This window comes from Buchnera aphidicola (Mollitrichosiphum nigrofasciatum) (assembly GCF_039388045.1).
Lineage (GTDB): Bacteria > Pseudomonadota > Gammaproteobacteria > Enterobacterales > Enterobacteriaceae > Buchnera_K > Buchnera_K aphidicola_B.
In genome coordinates this window covers 381,552-398,753 of sequence record NZ_CP135015.1, presented here as the reverse complement: position 1 = coordinate 398,753, position 17,202 = coordinate 381,552, and the positions used below count along the sequence as shown (strand labels likewise).

General features: G+C 20.4%; 20 protein-coding genes and 3 tRNA genes. 12 read left to right on the top strand and 11 right to left on the bottom strand.

What is annotated here, in order from left to right:
• Positions 1 to 61: 61 nt before the first annotated feature.
• From RJT30_RS01975 to hslV, 3 genes are all read right to left on the bottom strand, one after another.
• Entirely contained in the window at positions 62 to 808 is a 747-nt protein-coding gene (locus RJT30_RS01975) for a ferredoxin--NADP reductase (RefSeq protein ID WP_343190300.1), read from the bottom strand.
• Between the two features lie 112 nt (positions 809 to 920).
• A complete protein-coding gene (gene hslU, locus RJT30_RS01970) occupies positions 921 to 2,252 on the bottom strand; it encodes an HslU--HslV peptidase ATPase subunit (protein WP_343190299.1) in 1,332 nt (443 codons plus the stop codon).
• Positions 2,253 to 2,260: 8 nt separating this feature from the next.
• Positions 2,261 to 2,791 carry an ATP-dependent protease subunit HslV gene (gene hslV / locus RJT30_RS01965; protein ID WP_343190298.1) on the bottom strand — a complete coding sequence of 177 codons (531 nt, stop codon included), beginning with the start codon at positions 2,789 to 2,791 and terminating at the stop codon, positions 2,261 to 2,263.
• A 172-nt stretch (positions 2,792 to 2,963) separates the two neighbouring features.
• Here hslV and rpmE point away from each other — a divergent pair, with 172 nt between their 5' ends.
• Positions 2,964 to 3,164, top strand: coding sequence for a 50S ribosomal protein L31 (gene rpmE, locus RJT30_RS01960; RefSeq protein WP_343190297.1), 201 nt, complete (start codon positions 2,964 to 2,966; stop codon positions 3,162 to 3,164).
• Between the two features lie 30 nt (positions 3,165 to 3,194).
• Here rpmE and RJT30_RS01955 read toward each other — a convergent pair.
• Positions 3,195 to 3,267, bottom strand: a tRNA-Gly gene (locus tag RJT30_RS01955).
• Positions 3,268 to 3,557: 290 nt separating this feature from the next.
• On the opposite strand from RJT30_RS01955, the gene pgi reads away from it, so the two are divergent.
• The 8 genes from pgi to cysQ all read left to right on the top strand — a co-directional run bounded on the left by pgi (position 3,558) and on the right by cysQ (position 10,822).
• On the top strand, positions 3,558 to 5,186 hold the full coding sequence (gene pgi / locus RJT30_RS01950) for a glucose-6-phosphate isomerase (protein ID WP_343190296.1): 1,629 nt from the start codon (positions 3,558 to 3,560) through the stop codon (positions 5,184 to 5,186).
• 248 nt (positions 5,187 to 5,434) lie between these two features.
• The gene (gene miaA / locus RJT30_RS01945; protein ID WP_343190295.1) at positions 5,435 to 6,334 is read left to right on the top strand and encodes a tRNA (adenosine(37)-N6)-dimethylallyltransferase MiaA; all 900 of its coding nucleotides are present in this window, start codon (positions 5,435 to 5,437) and stop codon (positions 6,332 to 6,334) included.
• A 213-nt stretch (positions 6,335 to 6,547) separates the two neighbouring features.
• Positions 6,548 to 7,267, top strand: a complete 720-nt coding sequence (locus RJT30_RS01940) for an SPFH domain-containing protein (RefSeq protein ID WP_343190294.1) — start codon at positions 6,548 to 6,550, stop codon at positions 7,265 to 7,267.
• 81 nt (positions 7,268 to 7,348) lie between these two features.
• A complete protein-coding gene (locus tag RJT30_RS01935; protein WP_343190293.1) occupies positions 7,349 to 8,647 on the top strand; it encodes an adenylosuccinate synthase in 1,299 nt (432 codons plus the stop codon).
• A 277-nt stretch (positions 8,648 to 8,924) separates the two neighbouring features.
• Positions 8,925 to 9,269, top strand: coding sequence for a 30S ribosomal protein S6 (gene rpsF, locus RJT30_RS01930; protein WP_343190292.1), 345 nt, complete (start codon positions 8,925 to 8,927; stop codon positions 9,267 to 9,269).
• A gap of 56 nt (positions 9,270 to 9,325) precedes the next feature.
• Positions 9,326 to 9,553: a 30S ribosomal protein S18 gene (rpsR, locus tag RJT30_RS01925; RefSeq protein ID WP_343190291.1), complete on the top strand. Its 228-nt coding sequence runs from the start codon at positions 9,326 to 9,328 to the stop codon at positions 9,551 to 9,553.
• A gap of 33 nt (positions 9,554 to 9,586) precedes the next feature.
• Positions 9,587 to 10,036 carry a 50S ribosomal protein L9 gene (rplI, locus tag RJT30_RS01920; protein WP_343190290.1) on the top strand — a complete coding sequence of 150 codons (450 nt, stop codon included), beginning with the start codon at positions 9,587 to 9,589 and terminating at the stop codon, positions 10,034 to 10,036.
• Between the two features lie 33 nt (positions 10,037 to 10,069).
• Positions 10,070 to 10,822, top strand: a complete 753-nt coding sequence (gene cysQ, locus RJT30_RS01915; protein WP_343190289.1) for a 3'(2'),5'-bisphosphate nucleotidase CysQ — start codon at positions 10,070 to 10,072, stop codon at positions 10,820 to 10,822.
• Positions 10,823 to 10,846: 24 nt separating this feature from the next.
• Here cysQ and pyrE read toward each other — a convergent pair whose 3' ends face one another.
• Complete coding sequence (gene pyrE, locus RJT30_RS01910) at positions 10,847 to 11,473, bottom strand: orotate phosphoribosyltransferase (RefSeq protein WP_343190288.1); 627 nt, start codon at positions 11,471 to 11,473, stop codon at positions 10,847 to 10,849.
• 22 nt (positions 11,474 to 11,495) lie between these two features.
• A tRNA-Ile gene (locus RJT30_RS01905) sits at positions 11,496 to 11,569 on the bottom strand.
• Positions 11,570 to 11,672: 103 nt separating this feature from the next.
• Here RJT30_RS01905 and RJT30_RS01900 point away from each other — a divergent pair.
• From RJT30_RS01900 to RJT30_RS01890, 3 genes are all read left to right on the top strand, one after another.
• Positions 11,673 to 11,745: transfer RNA gene (locus RJT30_RS01900), tRNA-Asn, on the top strand.
• A 6-nt stretch (positions 11,746 to 11,751) separates the two neighbouring features.
• Complete coding sequence (sbcB, locus tag RJT30_RS01895) at positions 11,752 to 12,573, top strand: exodeoxyribonuclease I (RefSeq protein ID WP_343190498.1); 822 nt, start codon at positions 11,752 to 11,754, stop codon at positions 12,571 to 12,573.
• 14 nt (positions 12,574 to 12,587) lie between these two features.
• The gene (locus RJT30_RS01890; RefSeq protein ID WP_343190497.1) at positions 12,588 to 13,190 is read left to right on the top strand and encodes a hypothetical protein; all 603 of its coding nucleotides are present in this window, start codon (positions 12,588 to 12,590) and stop codon (positions 13,188 to 13,190) included.
• Here RJT30_RS01890 and RJT30_RS01885 read toward each other — a convergent pair.
• From RJT30_RS01885 to gshB, 5 genes are all read right to left on the bottom strand, one after another.
• Positions 13,180 to 13,422 (bottom strand): oxidative damage protection protein, encoded by a 243-nt coding sequence (locus RJT30_RS01885; RefSeq protein WP_343190287.1) that lies wholly within the window; start codon positions 13,420 to 13,422, stop codon positions 13,180 to 13,182. The genes RJT30_RS01890 and RJT30_RS01885 overlap by 11 nt on opposite strands.
• 33 nt (positions 13,423 to 13,455) lie before the next feature.
• Positions 13,456 to 14,496 (bottom strand): A/G-specific adenine glycosylase, encoded by a 1,041-nt coding sequence (gene mutY / locus RJT30_RS01880; protein WP_343190286.1) that lies wholly within the window; start codon positions 14,494 to 14,496, stop codon positions 13,456 to 13,458.
• Between the two features lie 39 nt (positions 14,497 to 14,535).
• On the bottom strand, positions 14,536 to 15,663 hold the full coding sequence (gene hemW / locus RJT30_RS01875) for a radical SAM family heme chaperone HemW (protein ID WP_343190285.1): 1,128 nt from the start codon (positions 15,661 to 15,663) through the stop codon (positions 14,536 to 14,538).
• Positions 15,664 to 15,725: 62 nt separating this feature from the next.
• The gene (gene ruvX / locus RJT30_RS01870) at positions 15,726 to 16,130 is read right to left on the bottom strand and encodes a Holliday junction resolvase RuvX (protein ID WP_343190284.1); all 405 of its coding nucleotides are present in this window, start codon (positions 16,128 to 16,130) and stop codon (positions 15,726 to 15,728) included.
• Between the two features lie 56 nt (positions 16,131 to 16,186).
• Complete coding sequence (gene gshB, locus RJT30_RS01865) at positions 16,187 to 17,140, bottom strand: glutathione synthase (RefSeq protein WP_343190283.1); 954 nt, start codon at positions 17,138 to 17,140, stop codon at positions 16,187 to 16,189.
• Positions 17,141 to 17,202 lie beyond the last annotated feature (62 nt).

The window sequence follows — 17,202 nt, the reverse complement described above, 5'->3', positions numbered from 1 at the left end:
TTTAAAAAAACAAAATAGAGCATTAAATTTATTTACATAATGCTCTATATATTTATTTAATTTACCAATAATTTTCTAGTGTTATATTACCGGTTTTATTTTTTAAATTAATGCTCATTTTTTTTTTTTCTTTTAATATTATACACATTTCTTTTATCATTTGAGGATTTCCGCATAACATTATATGTGTATTTTTTGCATTTATTTCACTTTGAGTATATTTTTCAATCAAATCGTTTTTAAATAATGTTGTAATTCTTCCATTTAAAAAATTTTTTTTTTTTTCTCTACTTAATATTATTTTTACTGTTATTTTGTTTTTATTTTTACTGTGTAATTTATTTATCAAATTTAAATAACTTAAGTCTTTATAATATCTTACACAATGTATTAAAATTATTTTTTTAAATAAATTTATGTTTTTATTTTCAGATAATATTGATAAATACGGTCCAATACCCGTACCTGTAGATATCATCCATAAATTTTCACATTTCGGAATATTATTAATAGTAAAAAATCCAAAAGATTTTTTACTAATAAATATTTTATCATTAATATTTATTTTGTTTAATGTTTGAGTCATAATCCCATTTTTAATTAATACTATATAAAATTCCAAATTTCTATTGTCAGGTGAATTTACATAAGAATATGCTCTATGTATTCTTTTATTTTTTTTAATAATTGATAATTTTGCAAATTGACCTGCTATAAATGGTTCAATATCAGCTTTTAAAATAATACTAAATAAATTTGAAGACCATTTTTTTACTTTTATTATTTTTCCTTCTATCCAATTGCTCATATATGACCCTATTATAAAAATAATGATAGATAAAATTATTTTTTATAATTTATTTTTAATTATTTCAGTAAAATTTTACTTATTTTAAATATTTAATAAGCAATTTAAACATTTATAAAATAAATCTGTTGTAATCTTCATTAGTTGATGATTCATTTAAATATTTAATTACGTATTTTGAATCAATTATTATTTTTTTACCTCTTTTTTTATCAGCATTAAATGAGATATTTTCCATAAGGTTTTCTAAAACTGTATATAAACGTCTTGCTCCAATATTTTCAGTAGATTCATTTACGTTCCATGCTTTTTCAGCAATTCTTTGGATTCCATCTTTTGTAAAATTTATGTTTACACCTTCAGTTTTAAGTAATGCAGCATATTGTACTGTTATTGATATTTTAGGTTCTGTTAAGATTTGTTCAAAATTTTTTATTGTTAAGGCTTTTAATTCTGCTCGTATAGGTAATCTTCCTTGTAATTCTGGTATTAAATCTGATGGTGTAGTAATTTGAAATGCACCGGAAGCAATAAACAATATATGATCTGTTTTTACCATCCCATGTTTGGTTGATATTGAACATCCTTCAATTAAAGGCAATAGATCTCTTTGCACTCCTTCTCTAGATATATCCGGTCCATTTGTATTTCCTCTTTTACAAATTTTATCTATTTCATCTATAAAAACAATTCCATTTTGTTCTACAGATTCAATAGCTTTTTTCTTTAATTCATCATTATTTATTAATTTAGATGCTTCTTCTTCTTTAAGTAGCTTCATTGCATCTTTTATTTTTAATTTTTTGCTGTTTCTTTTTTGGTTTCCTAAATTTTGAAATAAAGATTGTAGTTGACTGGTTAATTCTTCCATTCCTGGAGGGGCCATTATTTCTACTCCCATAGGTGTAGATATAATATTTATTTCAATTTCTTTATCATCTAATTCCCCTCTACGTAATTTTTTTCTAAAAGTTTTAATTGTAGTTAAAGGTTTATTTTTTTCACTTTCTTTTCCTGATTTATTTTTTATAGTAGGTACTAAAACTTCTAAAATTCTTTCTTCTGCCATTTTAGCAACTTTCATCTCATTGTTTTTAATTATTTGAGCGCGAATCATTTTAATTGCAGCATCAGTTAAATCTCGAATTATTGAATCAACTTCTTTTCCTACATAACCTACTTCGGTAAATTTTGTTGCTTCCACCTTTATAAATGGTGCATTAACCAATTTTGCCAATCTTCTAGCAATTTCTGTTTTTCCAACTCCAGTGGGTCCAATCATAAGTATATTTTTAGGTGTAATTTCATGCTTTAATTCGTTATTTAATTGCATTCTGCGCCATCTATTTCTTAATGCAATTGCTACTGTTTTTTTTGCTTTTTTTTGTCCAACTATGAACTTGTTCAGTTCTTTTACGATTTTTCGAGGGGTCATTTCAGACATAAGGATCCTTACTTTTCTGAATTTATTTCTTTAATAGTGAATATGTTATTAGTGTATATGCAAATGTCTGCAGTAATACTTAAAGCTTTTTTAACAATATTATTTGCACTTAATTGGGTATTTTCAATTAATGCTTTTGCTGCAGCTTGTGCATACACCCCGCCAGAACCAATAGCCATAAGATCATTTTCTGGTTGTATTACATCCCCATTACCAGTTATAATTAGTGATGTATTTTTATCAGCTACCGCTAATAATGCCTCTAGTTTTCTAAGAATACGATCTGTTCTCCAATCTTTTGCTAATTCTATTGCTGATCTTTTTAATTTTCCTTGATATATATCTAATTTTTTTTCAAATAATTCAAATAAAGCAAATGCATCTGCTGTTCCTCCTGCAAATCCTGCAATAATTTTATTATTATATAATGTTCTTACTTTTTGAACATTACTTTTCATTATAGTATTTCCTAATGTCGCCTGTCCATCTCCTCCAATAACAACTTTTTTTTTTATTCGTACACTTAATATTGTTGTCATAAATATTTCCTATTAAATTTCTATATAATATAATATTATATTTTAAAAAATTAAATTAATTTTTTTTTTTTTTTTTTTAAATAAATAATTTTTATAAAATTATTTCATTTTTTCGAATAATATTATATTGTATCTTATTTTATGTATAAATTTAATTTAAAGGAAATTAATTATGAAATCAAATCTTCATCCTAAATATTTTCCTATAACTGCTTTTTGTTCGTGTGGTAATATAATAAAAATTTTTTCAATAAAATTTAAAAATATTTATTTAGATATATGTGGTAGTTGTCATCCTTTTTATACAGGTAAACAAAGAAATATAGATAGTGGCGGTCGTATTGAAAAATTTAATAAAAAATTTAATATCTAAGTTTTTTATGTTTAATATTTTAAAATTTTTAGCGGGAAACGAGGTTCGAACTCGCGACCTCAACCTTGGCAAGGTTGCGCTCTACCAACTGAGCTATTCCCGCATATTATATTAAAATTCAATATTTTAATTACTTTCACTAATTATACAAAAACAAAATTTTTAAATTTTATTTACTTTTATATTTAAACAAATATTTATCTATTTGTCCAATAATTTTATGAATTTATTGTTTATATTTTTTTTATTTTTTTTTTTTTATTTTTTAAAGATAAATTTAAATTAATTTTATTATGTAATCAAGATTATTTTTTAAAAAATAAATATTATGTTATTATTAAAATAAATTTAATATGTATTATAAAATAATTATATAAGAAAATAAATATTATTATGAAAAATTTAAATCCTACATGCACTGCATCTTGGAAAAAATTAAATAAACATTTTGAAACTTTTAAAACTGCTCATTTATATAAATTATTTAATGATGATGTAAATAGATTTAAAAAATTTTCTATTTTATTTGAAAATAAAATTTTAGTAGATTTTTCTAAAAATCTTATTGATAATACAACTTTAAGATTACTTATAAATTTAGCTAAAGAAATGCATGTTCCGGAAGCAATATTAGATTTATTTAATGGTGAAAAAATTAATAAAACTGAAAATAGAGCTGTTTTACATACTGCGTTAAGAAATTTAAATAACGATATATATTATGAAAATAAATTAATATCTAATGAAATTCATTCTATTTTAAAAAAAATGGAGTATTTTTCTAATAAAGTGATTTCAGGAAGTTGGTTAGGTTATACTGGAAAAAGTATTACAGACATTGTTAATATAGGAATTGGTGGTTCTGATTTAGGCCCTTGTATGGTTACTGAAGCTTTACGTCCATACAAAAATCATTTAAATATGCATTTTGTTTCCAATGTGGATGCAACACAATTAATAGAAGTATTTAAAAAAATTTCTCCAGAAACAACAATATTTATTATATGTTCAAAAACTTTTACTACTCAAGAAACTATTATGAATGCTTGCAGTGCTAAAAAATGGTTTTTAAAATATGCTCAAAATATTTTATTTTTAAAAAATCATTTTTTTGCGGTTTCAATGAATATTAAAAAACCTTTACAATTTGGAATTGATATTTCTAATATATTTACTTTTTGGGATTGGGTAGGTGGAAGATATTCTTTATGGTCCGCTGTTGGTTTATCTATTATGTTATCTATTGGTTGTAAGAATTTTAAAAAATTTTTAAAAGGAGCATATGCTATGGATCAGCATTTTATAAACACTCCTTTAGAAAAAAATATTCCTATATTATTAGCATTAATAGGTATTTGGTATAATAATTTTTATAATATGGAAACAGAAGCAATTCTTCCATATGACCAATATATGCATAGATTTCCAGCTTATTTTCAACAAGGAAATATGGAATCTAATGGCAAATGTATAGATAGAACAGGAAAACTAGTAGAATGGCAAACTGGACCTATAATTTGGGGAGAATCAGGTACTAATAGTCAACATGCTTTTTTTCAATTATTACATCAAGGAACAAAAATTATACCATGTGATTTTATTGCTCCAATATTTTCACATAATGTTTTAGATGAACATCATATTATATTATTGTCTAATTTTTTTGCACAAACTCAAGCATTGGCATTTGGATCTAATTTAAATTTTTTTAAAAAGGATTATGTAAATTCTAAATATTCTATTTATAAAAATTTTGAAGGAAATCGACCTACTAATACTATTTTATGTAAAAAAATTACTCCTTATATTTTAGGTTGCTTAATTGCTATGTATGAACATAAAATTTTTACTCAAGGTGTTATATTTAATATTTATAGTTTCGATCAATGGGGAGTGGAATTAGGTAAAAAATTGGCACAAAAATTATATTTATCTTTAAAAAATAAATATAATTTTCGTAAATTTGATTCTTCAACACAAGGTTTAATTGATTTATATCACAATTGGAATTTTTTTAATTAAGTTTCTTTATAATTTTATTTTTTTAAAATAAAATAATAACATTTTAAAAATTTTAAATATTTTTATTGATATAAATTATAAAAATTAATATAATTAATTAAATATATAATTATCAAATTTTATATTAATAATTTATTTAATATTTTTGTATATTTTATTTTATTAAAATTTATAAAATTTTATTTTAAAAACATAAACATTTTATGTATAATTTTCAATATAACAACAAACCTAATATTATATTTTTGATGGGCCCTACTGCTGTTGGAAAAACTGATTTAGCTTTATATTTGTGTAAAAATTTTCCTATAGATCTTATAAGTGTAGATTCTGGTTTAATTTATAAATATATGAATATTGGAACAGGTAAATTAAATTCTTTAAAATTGTTAAAATATCCGCATCGTTTAGTTAATATTTTAGATCCTTTAGAAAAATATTCAGCTTTGCAATTTAAAGATGATGCATTATTAGAAATTGATAAAATTTTAAAATTAGGTCGTATACCATTATTAGTTGGTGGAACTATGTTATATTATAAAGTACTTTTACAAGGTTTGTCTAATTTACCTCCTTCAAATTTAAAAGTACAAAAAAAAATTTTATATGATATTCAAAAAGAAATTAATTTAACATTGCATTTAAAATTACAACAAGTAGATCCTATTTCTGCTAAAATGATTCATCCTAATGATCATAAAAGGTTATTACGTGCATTAGAAGTTTTTTTTATTTCTGGTAAAAGATTTAGTGATATATCATATTTTATAAAAAAAGATTTTCCATTTTCTGTAATACAATTTGCATTAAGACCTAAAAATAAAAAATGGTTATATAATCGTATTGTGAAACGTTTTAAAAATATGCTAGATTTAGGTTTTCAAAGAGAAATGGAATATTTATTTTATAGAGGTGATTTAAATGAGAATTTACCTTCTATGAATTGTATTGGATATAAGCAAATGTGGGATTTTTTTTCTGCTAAAATTAATTTTATAGATATGTGTAAGCATACTATTATTGCAACTATGCAATTAGCTAAAAAACAAATGACTTGGTTACATAATTGGCAAGGTATTCATTGGTTATCGGGTTGTGAAATTAAAAGATCTATTGAAAAAATATTTAAATTGCGTGCTTGTGATTAATATTAAATTTTTAAATTTTTATTAAATTTATTTGTTAAATTAAATTATTATTTTTCTTTATATATTTATATTAAAATGTTATTTTAATTTACATTATATTAATTTTAAATTATTTTAAAATTTTCATTTTTTATTTTAATTTAAATTTTTAAAATATGTAATTATATTTTTATTACAATTTTATTATTTTTCTTTTTATTTATTGCGAATGTTATGAAGAATTTTGCTCTTGCTTGTGTTGTTTTTATGTCTTTTATATTTAATACTTTTGTTTTTACTGTTAAAGAAGGTTTAGTTGGTATACAAGAAACATATGATTCATTTAACAAACATTCTAAAAAATATATATTTTCGTATGGTCCTGGATTATACATGAAAATACCTTTTTTTTCTGATATTAAATTGTATAATACAAAAAGCCAATTAAGTAAAAGTGGAATTTATAATATAAATATTAATAATAATGATCATTTTACTTTAGAAACTTTTATATTATGGAAAATTGATAATAATTCATTGTTTTTTAAAAAAACAGGTAATAAGAACATAGTAAAATTTACAGAATATTTACAATATGATTTTTATATTCGATATCATAAATTAATTAAGGATTTTTATAAACAAATTATACTGAAACAAATAAAAAAATTACATATAGAGAAAAAATTTAATTACGATGCAAATGATATTCAATTAATATATAACCATATTAATATGCAAAAATTACATTTAAATAATTTAGATTTTAATGCATATATTAAAAAAAATTTTATTTTAAATAAAAAAATATCTTCAAATTTTGGAATTCAAATATTAGATTATGGATTAATACATTTTAAATTTTCTGAAAATGATTTGAAAAAAATATTAAACAAATTAAATATGAAATATGAAAAATATTATAAAACACATCATTTGGATAAAATTTCGTGATTTATAGTTTATTAATTTGTTTATTTTGCTTTTTTTCAAATTTTTATAATTTGCATGTATAAAATAATTTCAGGAAAATATATGAATAATAATATTGTGGTATTAGGTCTGCAATGGGGTGATGAAGGAAAAGGGAAGATAATTGATTTTTTATCTAAAAAAGCAAATTATATTGTACGTTACCAAGGTGGTAATAATGCTGGACATACTTTGGTAATTGATAAAAAAAAAATAATTTTACATTTAATACCTTCCGGGGTGTTACATCCAAATGTTATTGGTATTATTGGTAATGGCGTAGTGATTTCTCCAAGCGATTTAATTAAAGAAATAAATCTTTTAAAAAAACAAAATATAAATGTAATAGATCGCTTAATTATTTCTGAATCCAGTCATTTAGTATTAAAATATCATATTAAAATGGATCAATCTAGAGAAAAATTTAAAAACAATACTATTATAGGTACTACTGGTAGAGGAATTGGTCCTGCATATGAAGATAAAGTAGCTCGTCGTGGTTTACGTGTAGGTGATCTTAAAAATATAGATTTTTTTTCTAAACGTTTAAAAGAAGTAGTTAATTATTATAATTATCAGTTTATTAATTATTATAAAGTTCCTCCAGTAAGTTATAAAGATATTTTAAAAGAGTTATTAAAAATTAAAAATATTTTATTTAATATAATGCGTAATACTAGAGAATTATTATATAAAATAATTATTAATAACAATAAAAAAATAATTTTTGAAGGTGCTCAAGGTACATTTTTAGATATTGATCATGGCACTTTTCCTTATGTAACTTCTTCAAATACAACTATTGGAGGAGTTTTTACTGGTACAGGTATTGGTCCTAAATATTTAAATTACACTTTAGGTGTAGTGAAAGTATATGCAACAAGAGTAGGAAATGGTCCTTTTATTACTGAGTTTTTTGGTAATTTAAGTGAATTATTTTATTCTAAGGGTTTAGAATTTGGTTCAACTACTGGTAGAAGAAGACGAATTGGTTGGTTAGATATTGTTTTATTGCGTGAATCTATATTTATGAATTCTATTACAGCTTTGTGTTTAACTAAATTAGATATATTAGATAATTTATCAGAAATAAAAATATGTATTGGATATAAAAATAATACAGGTAAATTAATAAATAATTTTTCTTATGTTGAAAATTTTTCTAATGATATTACACCTATTTATAAAATAGTTAAAGGATGGAATGTTTCTACTTTTGGTATAAGTAATTTTAATAAATTACCTAAAGAAGCTAAAGATTTTGTGTATTTAATCGCAGAATTAACTTCTACGCCTGTTGATATTATTTCTACTGGACCTGATAGAAAACATACTATTGTTTGTCGTGAAATTTTTACTTAATATAAAATTTATTCGTGAATTTTTCTATTTTTTAATAATATTTATTTATAATAAAAAATATTTTAAAATAATAAATAATTAAAAAATTTAATTTTTTGCGAATAAAGTTTTTTTATGGATTTGGTAATATATATATTTATATTAAATTTTTGTATAATTTATTTTTTTATTTATTTGATTTTTTATATTATTTATTATTATATTTTATATACTTATTTAATATTAAAATTTTTATCAAATGTAATTTTTTTGTAAGAATTATAAGGAATTGTATAATATGCGACATTATGAGTTGATTTTAATGATACATCCAGATAGTAGTGAGAAAGTTTCTAGTATTATAAAATTTTATAGCAATATGGTTTTAGAAAAAAAAGGTAAAATACATAGATTAGAAGATTGGGGTAGAAGGCAATTAGCTTATTCTATAAAAAAAATACATAAAGCGCATTACATATTAATGAATATTGAACTTGCACCTGATGTAATTGATAATTTAAGAACACATTTAAAATTTAATATTTCTATCATTAGAAGTATGATTATGTCTGTAAAGAATATTATTAATGAAATATCACCTATGATTAAAATAAAAGAAGAACAGAAAACAATTAAAAAATAACTTTTTGATATAATATTGATATATTTTAAGAGAAATATTTTTAAATAGGAAATAATATGATACGTTATTATCGTCGTCGTAAATTTTGTCGTTTTACTGTTGAAGGTATAAAAGATATAGATTATAAGGATATTGCTTTATTGAAAAATTATATAACAGAAAATGGAAAAATTGTTCCAAGTAGAATTACAGGAACAAAAGCTAAGTATCAAAGAAAATTATCTAGAGCAATAAAAATTGCTCGTTATTTATCTTTATTACCATATACTGATCAACATAAATAATTTTATATTTTTATTATTTCTTCTGAGGTATATATGAATGTAATTCTTTTACGTAATGTTAAAAATTTAGGTGAAACAGGTAGTATTGTATTTGTAAAACCTGGTTTTGGTAGAAATTTTTTAATTCCTAAAGGACAAGCTTGTTTAGCAACTAAAAAAAACATTTTAAATTTTAAAATAAAAAAAAAGGATTTTATTAAAAAGGAAAAAATTTTATATATTGAAGCAAATAAAAGATGCAAACAGTTGAGTACATTAAAAAGTATGCATATATTAGTTAAATCTAGTAGAGAAGGTAAAATATTTGGTTCTATTGGTGTGAAGGATATTAAGAATGTAATACAAAATTTAGGATTTAAAATAAGGAAACATGAAATATTTTTACCTAATGGTGTTTTAAGAAAAATTGGTTTACATGAAATTATTTTTCAACCTCATCCAGATATATTTAATTCTTTTAAAATTAAAGTTTTTTCGAAATAATTTTACATTTATATAAATTATTACAAAAATATTATGTTAAATAAACTCAAGGATCTAATAAAAGAAGCTGGAGAACAATTAATGTATTTTTATAATTATAAATATAAAAATATAACTATACAATATAAAAATAATGGTTCTCCTGTAACAAATATAGATAGCATTGTTAATAAATTTATTATGCAAAAATTATATGATATTAAGCCTAATATTCCTATATTATCTGAAGAATGTTTACCTGAAATTTCTATATGTAAAAAATGGGAACAATATTGGTTAATTGATCCTTTAGATGGAACTAAAGAGTTTTTACAGGGTATACCAGAATTTTCTATAAATATATGTTTAGTAAAACATGCAAATCCTGTTTTGGGTTTAATATATATACCTTTTTATAAAATTTTATATTATTCTTATTTAGGTATTTCTTGGAAAGAAGTGTATGAAAATAAAAAAAAAATTTATATAAATAAGTCTTCAAGTTGTAAAAATACATATACTATTGCAGTAAGTAGATATCATAATATAATTAAAAAATATCAATATATGAAAAATATAAAATCTTATTTTACATTAAAAATGGGTTCATCTTGGAAGTTTGGTTTAATTGCAGAAGGTAAAGTATCTTATTATCCTAGATTAGGAAATACTGGAATATGGGATACTGCTGCTGGTGAAGTTATTATTAAATCTTCTGGAGGGAAAATACTAGATTTATTTAATAAAAAACTAGATTATTCATTAAATAATTCATTTATTAATAATGGTTTTCATGCTTTTATATAATATTATTTAAATAATATATTTAATTTAATTAAACTGTTTCACAAATTTTTGATAATAATCTATAATTATTTCTAACTCTTTTGACATTATTTTATTATTTTTTAAAAATTTAATTATATCTTTTATATCAATTATAGAAATTATTTTATCTTTTTTTTGTTTAATTTTAGAATTATATTCTTTTCTATTAAATGCTGTTATTATTGCAGATATTTTTGTTTCTTTTGGTATTATTTTTTTTATTTTTTGTATTGTTGTACCTGCAGTTATGACATCATCTAAAATTATTATTTTTTTTTTAGATATATCATCGCCTATTAATATTCCTTTTTCTCCGTATTTTTTTTTTTCTTTTCTATTAAAACAATAAGGTATATTTAAATTATATTTTTTAAATAAAGTTAATATAACACTTGTTAAAATTGGTATCCCTTTATATGATAAACCAAATAAAGTATCAAATTTTAATTTGGAATTTATTATAGTTTGTGCATAAAAATTACTTAGTTTGTAAATATCTTTTCCTTTATAAAATACACTAGAATTGAAAAAATAAGGACTAACACGACCAGATTTTAAATTAAATTGGCCAAATTTTAGTGCTTTTTTTTTAATAGCAAATTTTATAAAATTCTTTTTTATATTGTTCAAATTTATACCTTTTTATTTTTTTTGGCCCCTGCTGGATTTGAACCAGCGACCTAGCGATTATGAGTCGCGTGCTCTAACCAACTGAGCTAAGGGGCCTGTTTAATTTTTTTATTATAAAACATATTTACATATTAATCCAGAAATGTTTTTTTTTTTTTTTTTGACATATAAAAATTAATTTGTTATAATTAAAATATATTCCTCTGTAGTTCAGTTGGTAGAACGGCGGACTGTTAATCCGTATGTCACTGGTTCGAGCCCAGTCAGGGGAGGTTTAAATTAAATATATTAATTTTTTTTTTTATGATTATGAAACATTTGGTATTAATGTCGGTTTAGATAAACCTGCGCAATTTGCATATTTAATTACAAATTTTAAATTTAAATTTTTTAAAAAAATTAAAAACATATATTGCTTTCCTCCATTAGATTATTTTCCAAATCCGGAAGCTGTTTTAACTAATAACATCACACCGCAAAAAACAATAAAATATGGTTTTAATGAATATAATTTTGCTAAAAAAATATATAATATTATGAAAACATCAAATACTTGTTTTATTGGATTTAATAACATATCATTTGATGATGAAATTACTAGAAATTTATTTTATAGAAATTTATTTGATCCATATGCTTGGAGTAATGCAAATAATAATACACGTTGGGATTTATTAAATATATCACGTGCATATTATGTTCTGAGTTATGAAAATATTATATGGCCAAAAGATAAATATCAACTCCCAATTTTTAAATTACAAAAACTTACAGAAGTAAATCATATTACTCATGAAGATGCGCATAATGCTATTTCTGATGTATATGCTACTATGTTATTAACTAAATTTTTTTATAAAAAAAATAAAATTTTATTTAAATATTTATTCAAATATAGAAAAAAAAAAAATTTATTTAAATTAATAGATTTTAAAAATATAAAACCATTTTTATATATATCTTCTATTTTTAGTAATTATTATAGTAATATAGGAATTATTTATCCTATTGCTTGGCATCCTGCAAATAAAAATATATTAATTGCAGTTGATTTAATGCAAGATGTACGATATTTATTTTCTATTAAACTTTTTCATTAAGTAAAAATGATGTTCTGAAGAATTTGTTTTATTCTGGATTGCATTTTATTAATATTAATAAATGTCCTATTTTAATTCCTTACGTTGGGAAAGTTTGTTACATAAAGTTATTATTATTAAATCTAAATAATAGTATTTATGAAAAAAATGTATCTTATATAAAAAAAAATACAATTTGGAAAAATAAAATTTTGTGTTTTCTTTCTAAAAAAAATTTTTTTTATTTTTCTAAAGATGTGGATTTACAATTATATAATGGTTTTTTTAATAATTTTGATAAATATTTAATGAATAAATTACATAAAATAGATATTTTTTCTTGGGAATATGTTGTTCATTGTTTTAAGGATTTAAGACTTAAAAAATTATTATTTCGAATGCAAGCTAGAAATTTTTTTAATACTTTAAATATTAAAAAGAAAAAAAAATGGATCAAACATTGTTGTAAATATTTTAATAAGCATGTTGTATATATTTATAAAGATAAGATTCATAATTTATATTCAAAAAATTTTTTTTGTGATAAAAAAAAATTTATTTTAATACAATTGCTAAATTATATAAATAGGAAAATAAATTTACTTTCATATTATAAAAAGAAATTTTTTATTCATTAGTTTTTTTAAAAAAAAAATTTTTCATGTGTTTTTTTATTTTTTTTCTATCTTTTTCGTTTGACATATTTAATTTTTTCTCATTGATTAAAATTGTTTGTTTTTTGATCCATAAATTCCAAGCATGTTGAGATATATTATTAAATATTTTTTTACTTAATTTTCCAGAATAAACCGAATATTCCATACCTGGTAGTTTTTTTTTAAAAAAATTGCAAAAAATTATTCTTTTCATATAAATTTCTTATATATTAATATTTTTTTATTATTATATCATATTTATTATTTTTTTAATAGTTGATGGTATTGCTATTTTTTTTGGTTTTAATATGTTATACCAAATTTTTTTTTTGTTTTTTTTTATTTTAAGTTTAATTTTTATTAAAATAACATGAATATGTAATTTTATATTGCTTAAATTATATTTTGTTTTTTTGATATTTCTTATTGATTTCCATGATATTTTATTTTTACGTATCCAATAAAATAGTTTTATTTTATTTTTAAACATTGGTAATATAAATAAATCTTTCCAAATTTTATATTTAGTGTTTTTTTTCAATAATATTTTTTCTTTTTTTTGCAAAATTAATATTTTTTTTTTTATTTTTTTTTTTTTGTTTTTTTTTTTAAAATATTTTGTGGGAATAAATATAGTTTTTTGTTTTTTTGTAAAAGATAAACAGATTTTTTTTATAGGACATAATATACATTTAGGTTTTTTTAAAATGCATATTGTTGCACCTAAATCCATCATTGCTTGATTAAATTTACCAGTATTATGTATTGGTATTAAATTATCTATTATTAACCATAGTTTTTTGTTAATTTGATAATTTATATTATTTATATTAATTTTATATAATCTAATAAGCACTCTTTTAATATTTGCATCTAATACAGGGAAATGATAATTTAAAGAAAATGATAAAATAGCTCCAGCAGTAGATCTTCCAATGCCGGGCAAGTTTATTATATCTAAATAACTTTCTGGGAATTTTCCATTATGTTTGTTTTTAATTATATTTATTGTAAGATATATACATTTTGCTCTTTTATAATAACCTAATCCACTCCATATATATAAAATTTCATTCAAAGAAGCTTTGGATAGACTTTGAATATTAGGATATTTTTTAATAAATTTTTTAAAATAAGGAATAACAGTTTTTACTTGTGTTTGTTGAAGCATAATTTCTGAGATCCAAATTTTATAAATGTTTTTATTTTTTTGCCATGGTAGATTTTTTCTTCCATAAATGTGATACCAATTTAAAACTGATTGTATAAAGAATGTTTTTAATAACATAATTTTTGAATTATTATGGAAATTTTTTTTTTATTAAATTTATAATAATATAGTTAATATAGAATTTAAAAATAAACGTCCTTTTTTAGTTGTTTTGCAGTAAATTCCATTATTTTTGATGTATTTTTTAGAAATAAGTTTTTTTATTTTTTTTTTTATTTTTTTAAATTTTATATTAGTTTGTTCTGTAAATTTTTTATATTTTATTGGTTTTAAAAGTCTAAATTTGTTCATAAAATATTCAAATATTTTTTTTTTTTTTGATATTTTTTTTTTTTTTATAATAAATTCTCCATTTATATAATTTATTATATTTTTATTTTTTTCAAAACGATATATATCTCCATTATTTTTCGTTATTTTACTATGTGCTCCGGATCCAATTCCTAAGTAATCACCAAAATTCCAATAATTTAAATTGTGTTTACATTCGTAATTTCTTTTTGTATAAGAAGAGATTTCATATTGTTTATAACCGTTTTTTTTTAGTATTTTTTCTCCTTTTTGTGTTATTTTCATTATTATATTCTCATTAGGTAATTGTATTTTTTTTTTATAAAAAAATGTGTTTTTTTCAATATTTAATTGATACCAAGATATATGTTTTGGTTTTAATTTAATGGCTTGTTTGATATCTGATAAAGCTTGTTTTAAAGTTTGTTTTGGTAAACCATATATAATATCAAAATTTATGTTTTTTTTTTTAATATTTTGTATTTTTTTTACAAATTCTATAATGTTATTGGAATTATGATCTCTACCGATTTTTTTTAATAAATTATTATTAAAAGTTTGAATACCTATAGAAATTCTATTTATACCTAATTTTTGGAATTTTTTTATTTGTTTTATTGTAATATTTTTAGGGTTTGTTTCTATTGTTATTTCTGTTTTTTTTTTTATTTTTATTTTTTTTTTTATTTTTTTTAGTAATATACTGAGTGAATTATTAGATAAAATGTTTGGTGTTCCTCCTCCTATAAAAATTGTATTTATTGTACGATTATTTATTAATTTGATATCATTTTTAAAATCTTGTATAAGGCTTTTAATATATTTTTTTTCTAAATTTCTATTATTAGTTATAGAATGAAAATCACAATAAAAACATTTTTTTACACACCATGGTATATGTATATAGAGACTTAAATTTGGTTTTTTATACATACAGTACTCTTAAAATATATGTTTTATAAATAATTTGTTATTAAATTTTAAAATTTTTTATTTCATTTAATATTTAGCCAACTTTCTAAAATTAATACTGCTGATATGGAATGTATTTTTTTATTTAATGCTTTAAATCCACCTTGTTGAAATAATATTGATTTTGCTTCTTTTGTGGTAAATCTCTCATCATGTAACAATACTGTGATATTATATTTTTTATATATTATTTTAGCGAAATTTTCTACTTTTTTAGTTATTTCTTGTTTACTTCCATTAATATTTAATGGTAAACCTACAATTATTTTTTTTGGATTCCATTCTTTTAATAAATTTTCAATTTCTATCCAATTAGGTCGGTTGTTTTTAATTGATATATTTTTTAATGATTGAGCTGTTTTTGTTATTCTTTGTCCAACAGCTACGCCTATATTTTTCGTACCGTAATCAAATCCTAATATAATCATTTTTTTAATTTTTTATTTTTTAGTAATTTGAAATTTATATATTTATTTTTATTAATTTATAATATTTGTAACTTTTTTTCTATCATATCAAGTATAATTTTAGTAATTGATATACAAGTATAATTTTCAATTTCACATATACCAGTAGGACTAGTTATATTTATTTCAGTTAATTTTTCTCCTATAATATCAATTCCTGTAATTAATAAACCCATTTTTTTTAAAACTGGTGATATTTTATTAGCTATTTTAAATTCTGTATTAGTAATTTTTTTAACTACAGCAATTCCTCCTTTAGCTAAATTTCCTCTATTTTCTCCAGTTTTAGGAATTCTGTATAAACACCAAGGTATTATTTTTCCATTGATTATTAAAATTCTTTTATCTCCTTTTTTGATGCTAGGTAAATATTTTTGAATCATACAAAAAGTTTTTTCATTATTTGTAATAGTTTCTAGAATTACTGCATGATTTTTATCTTTTTCTTTAATTCTAAAAATAGATTTTCCACCCATACTATCTAAAGGTTTTACAATGATGTCCTTATGAATATCGAAAAATTTTTTTATTTCACAATATTTTTTAGTAACTAAACTATCAGGTGTAATATCATCAAATTGTAATGCAAATATTTTTTCATTATTGTTTCTTATATTTTTGGGTTTATTAATTATTAAAACACCTTTTTTTTCAGCCATTTCTAAAATATATGTTGCATATATATAATTCATGTTAAATGGAGGATCTTTTCTCATTAAAATTACATTTAAATATGATAAATATACATTTTTTTTTTTATATAAAGTAAACCAATTTTTATTTGCAAGATTTATTTTTAATTTTTCTATTATAGCACAAGCTTGATTATTTTTAATAAATAAGTTGTTAATATTTATATAATAAATTTTATAATTTCTTTTTTGTGCTGCTAATAATATTGCTATACTGGAATCTTTTTTAATATCAATTGATATCATTGAATCCATAATAACACCTAATTTTATTTTCATTTAAATACACTTTTTAAAAATTGAATAATATTAATTTTATTATTATATTGTTATTTTAAAAT

What these genes read in the sequence shown, in the direction of transcription:
- RJT30_RS01975 (WP_343190300.1), bottom strand. Translation starts at nt 808, where the DNA reads ATGAGCAATTGGATAGAAGGAAAAATAATAAAAGTAAAAAAATGGTCT.
- hslU (WP_343190299.1), bottom strand. Translation starts at nt 2,252, where the DNA reads ATGTCTGAAATGACCCCTCGAAAAATCGTAAAAGAACTGAACAAGTTC.
- hslV (WP_343190298.1), bottom strand. Translation starts at nt 2,791, where the DNA reads ATGACAACAATATTAAGTGTACGAATAAAAAAAAAAGTTGTTATTGGA.
- rpmE (WP_343190297.1), top strand. Translation starts at nt 2,964, where the DNA reads ATGAAATCAAATCTTCATCCTAAATATTTTCCTATAACTGCTTTTTGT.
- pgi (WP_343190296.1), top strand. Translation starts at nt 3,558, where the DNA reads ATGAAAAATTTAAATCCTACATGCACTGCATCTTGGAAAAAATTAAAT.
- miaA (WP_343190295.1), top strand. Translation starts at nt 5,435, where the DNA reads ATGGGCCCTACTGCTGTTGGAAAAACTGATTTAGCTTTATATTTGTGT.
- RJT30_RS01940 (WP_343190294.1), top strand. Translation starts at nt 6,548, where the DNA reads ATGAAGAATTTTGCTCTTGCTTGTGTTGTTTTTATGTCTTTTATATTT.
- RJT30_RS01935 (WP_343190293.1), top strand. Translation starts at nt 7,349, where the DNA reads ATGAATAATAATATTGTGGTATTAGGTCTGCAATGGGGTGATGAAGGA.
- rpsF (WP_343190292.1), top strand. Translation starts at nt 8,925, where the DNA reads ATGCGACATTATGAGTTGATTTTAATGATACATCCAGATAGTAGTGAG.
- rpsR (WP_343190291.1), top strand. Translation starts at nt 9,326, where the DNA reads ATGATACGTTATTATCGTCGTCGTAAATTTTGTCGTTTTACTGTTGAA.
- rplI (WP_343190290.1), top strand. Translation starts at nt 9,587, where the DNA reads ATGAATGTAATTCTTTTACGTAATGTTAAAAATTTAGGTGAAACAGGT.
- cysQ (WP_343190289.1), top strand. Translation starts at nt 10,070, where the DNA reads ATGTTAAATAAACTCAAGGATCTAATAAAAGAAGCTGGAGAACAATTA.
- RJT30_RS01885 (WP_343190287.1), bottom strand. Translation starts at nt 13,422, where the DNA reads ATGAAAAGAATAATTTTTTGCAATTTTTTTAAAAAAAAACTACCAGGT.
- mutY (WP_343190286.1), bottom strand. Translation starts at nt 14,496, where the DNA reads ATGTTATTAAAAACATTCTTTATACAATCAGTTTTAAATTGGTATCAC.
- hemW (WP_343190285.1), bottom strand. Translation starts at nt 15,663, where the DNA reads ATGTATAAAAAACCAAATTTAAGTCTCTATATACATATACCATGGTGT.
- ruvX (WP_343190284.1), bottom strand. Translation starts at nt 16,130, where the DNA reads ATGATTATATTAGGATTTGATTACGGTACGAAAAATATAGGCGTAGCT.
- gshB (WP_343190283.1), bottom strand. Translation starts at nt 17,140, where the DNA reads ATGAAAATAAAATTAGGTGTTATTATGGATTCAATGATATCAATTGAT.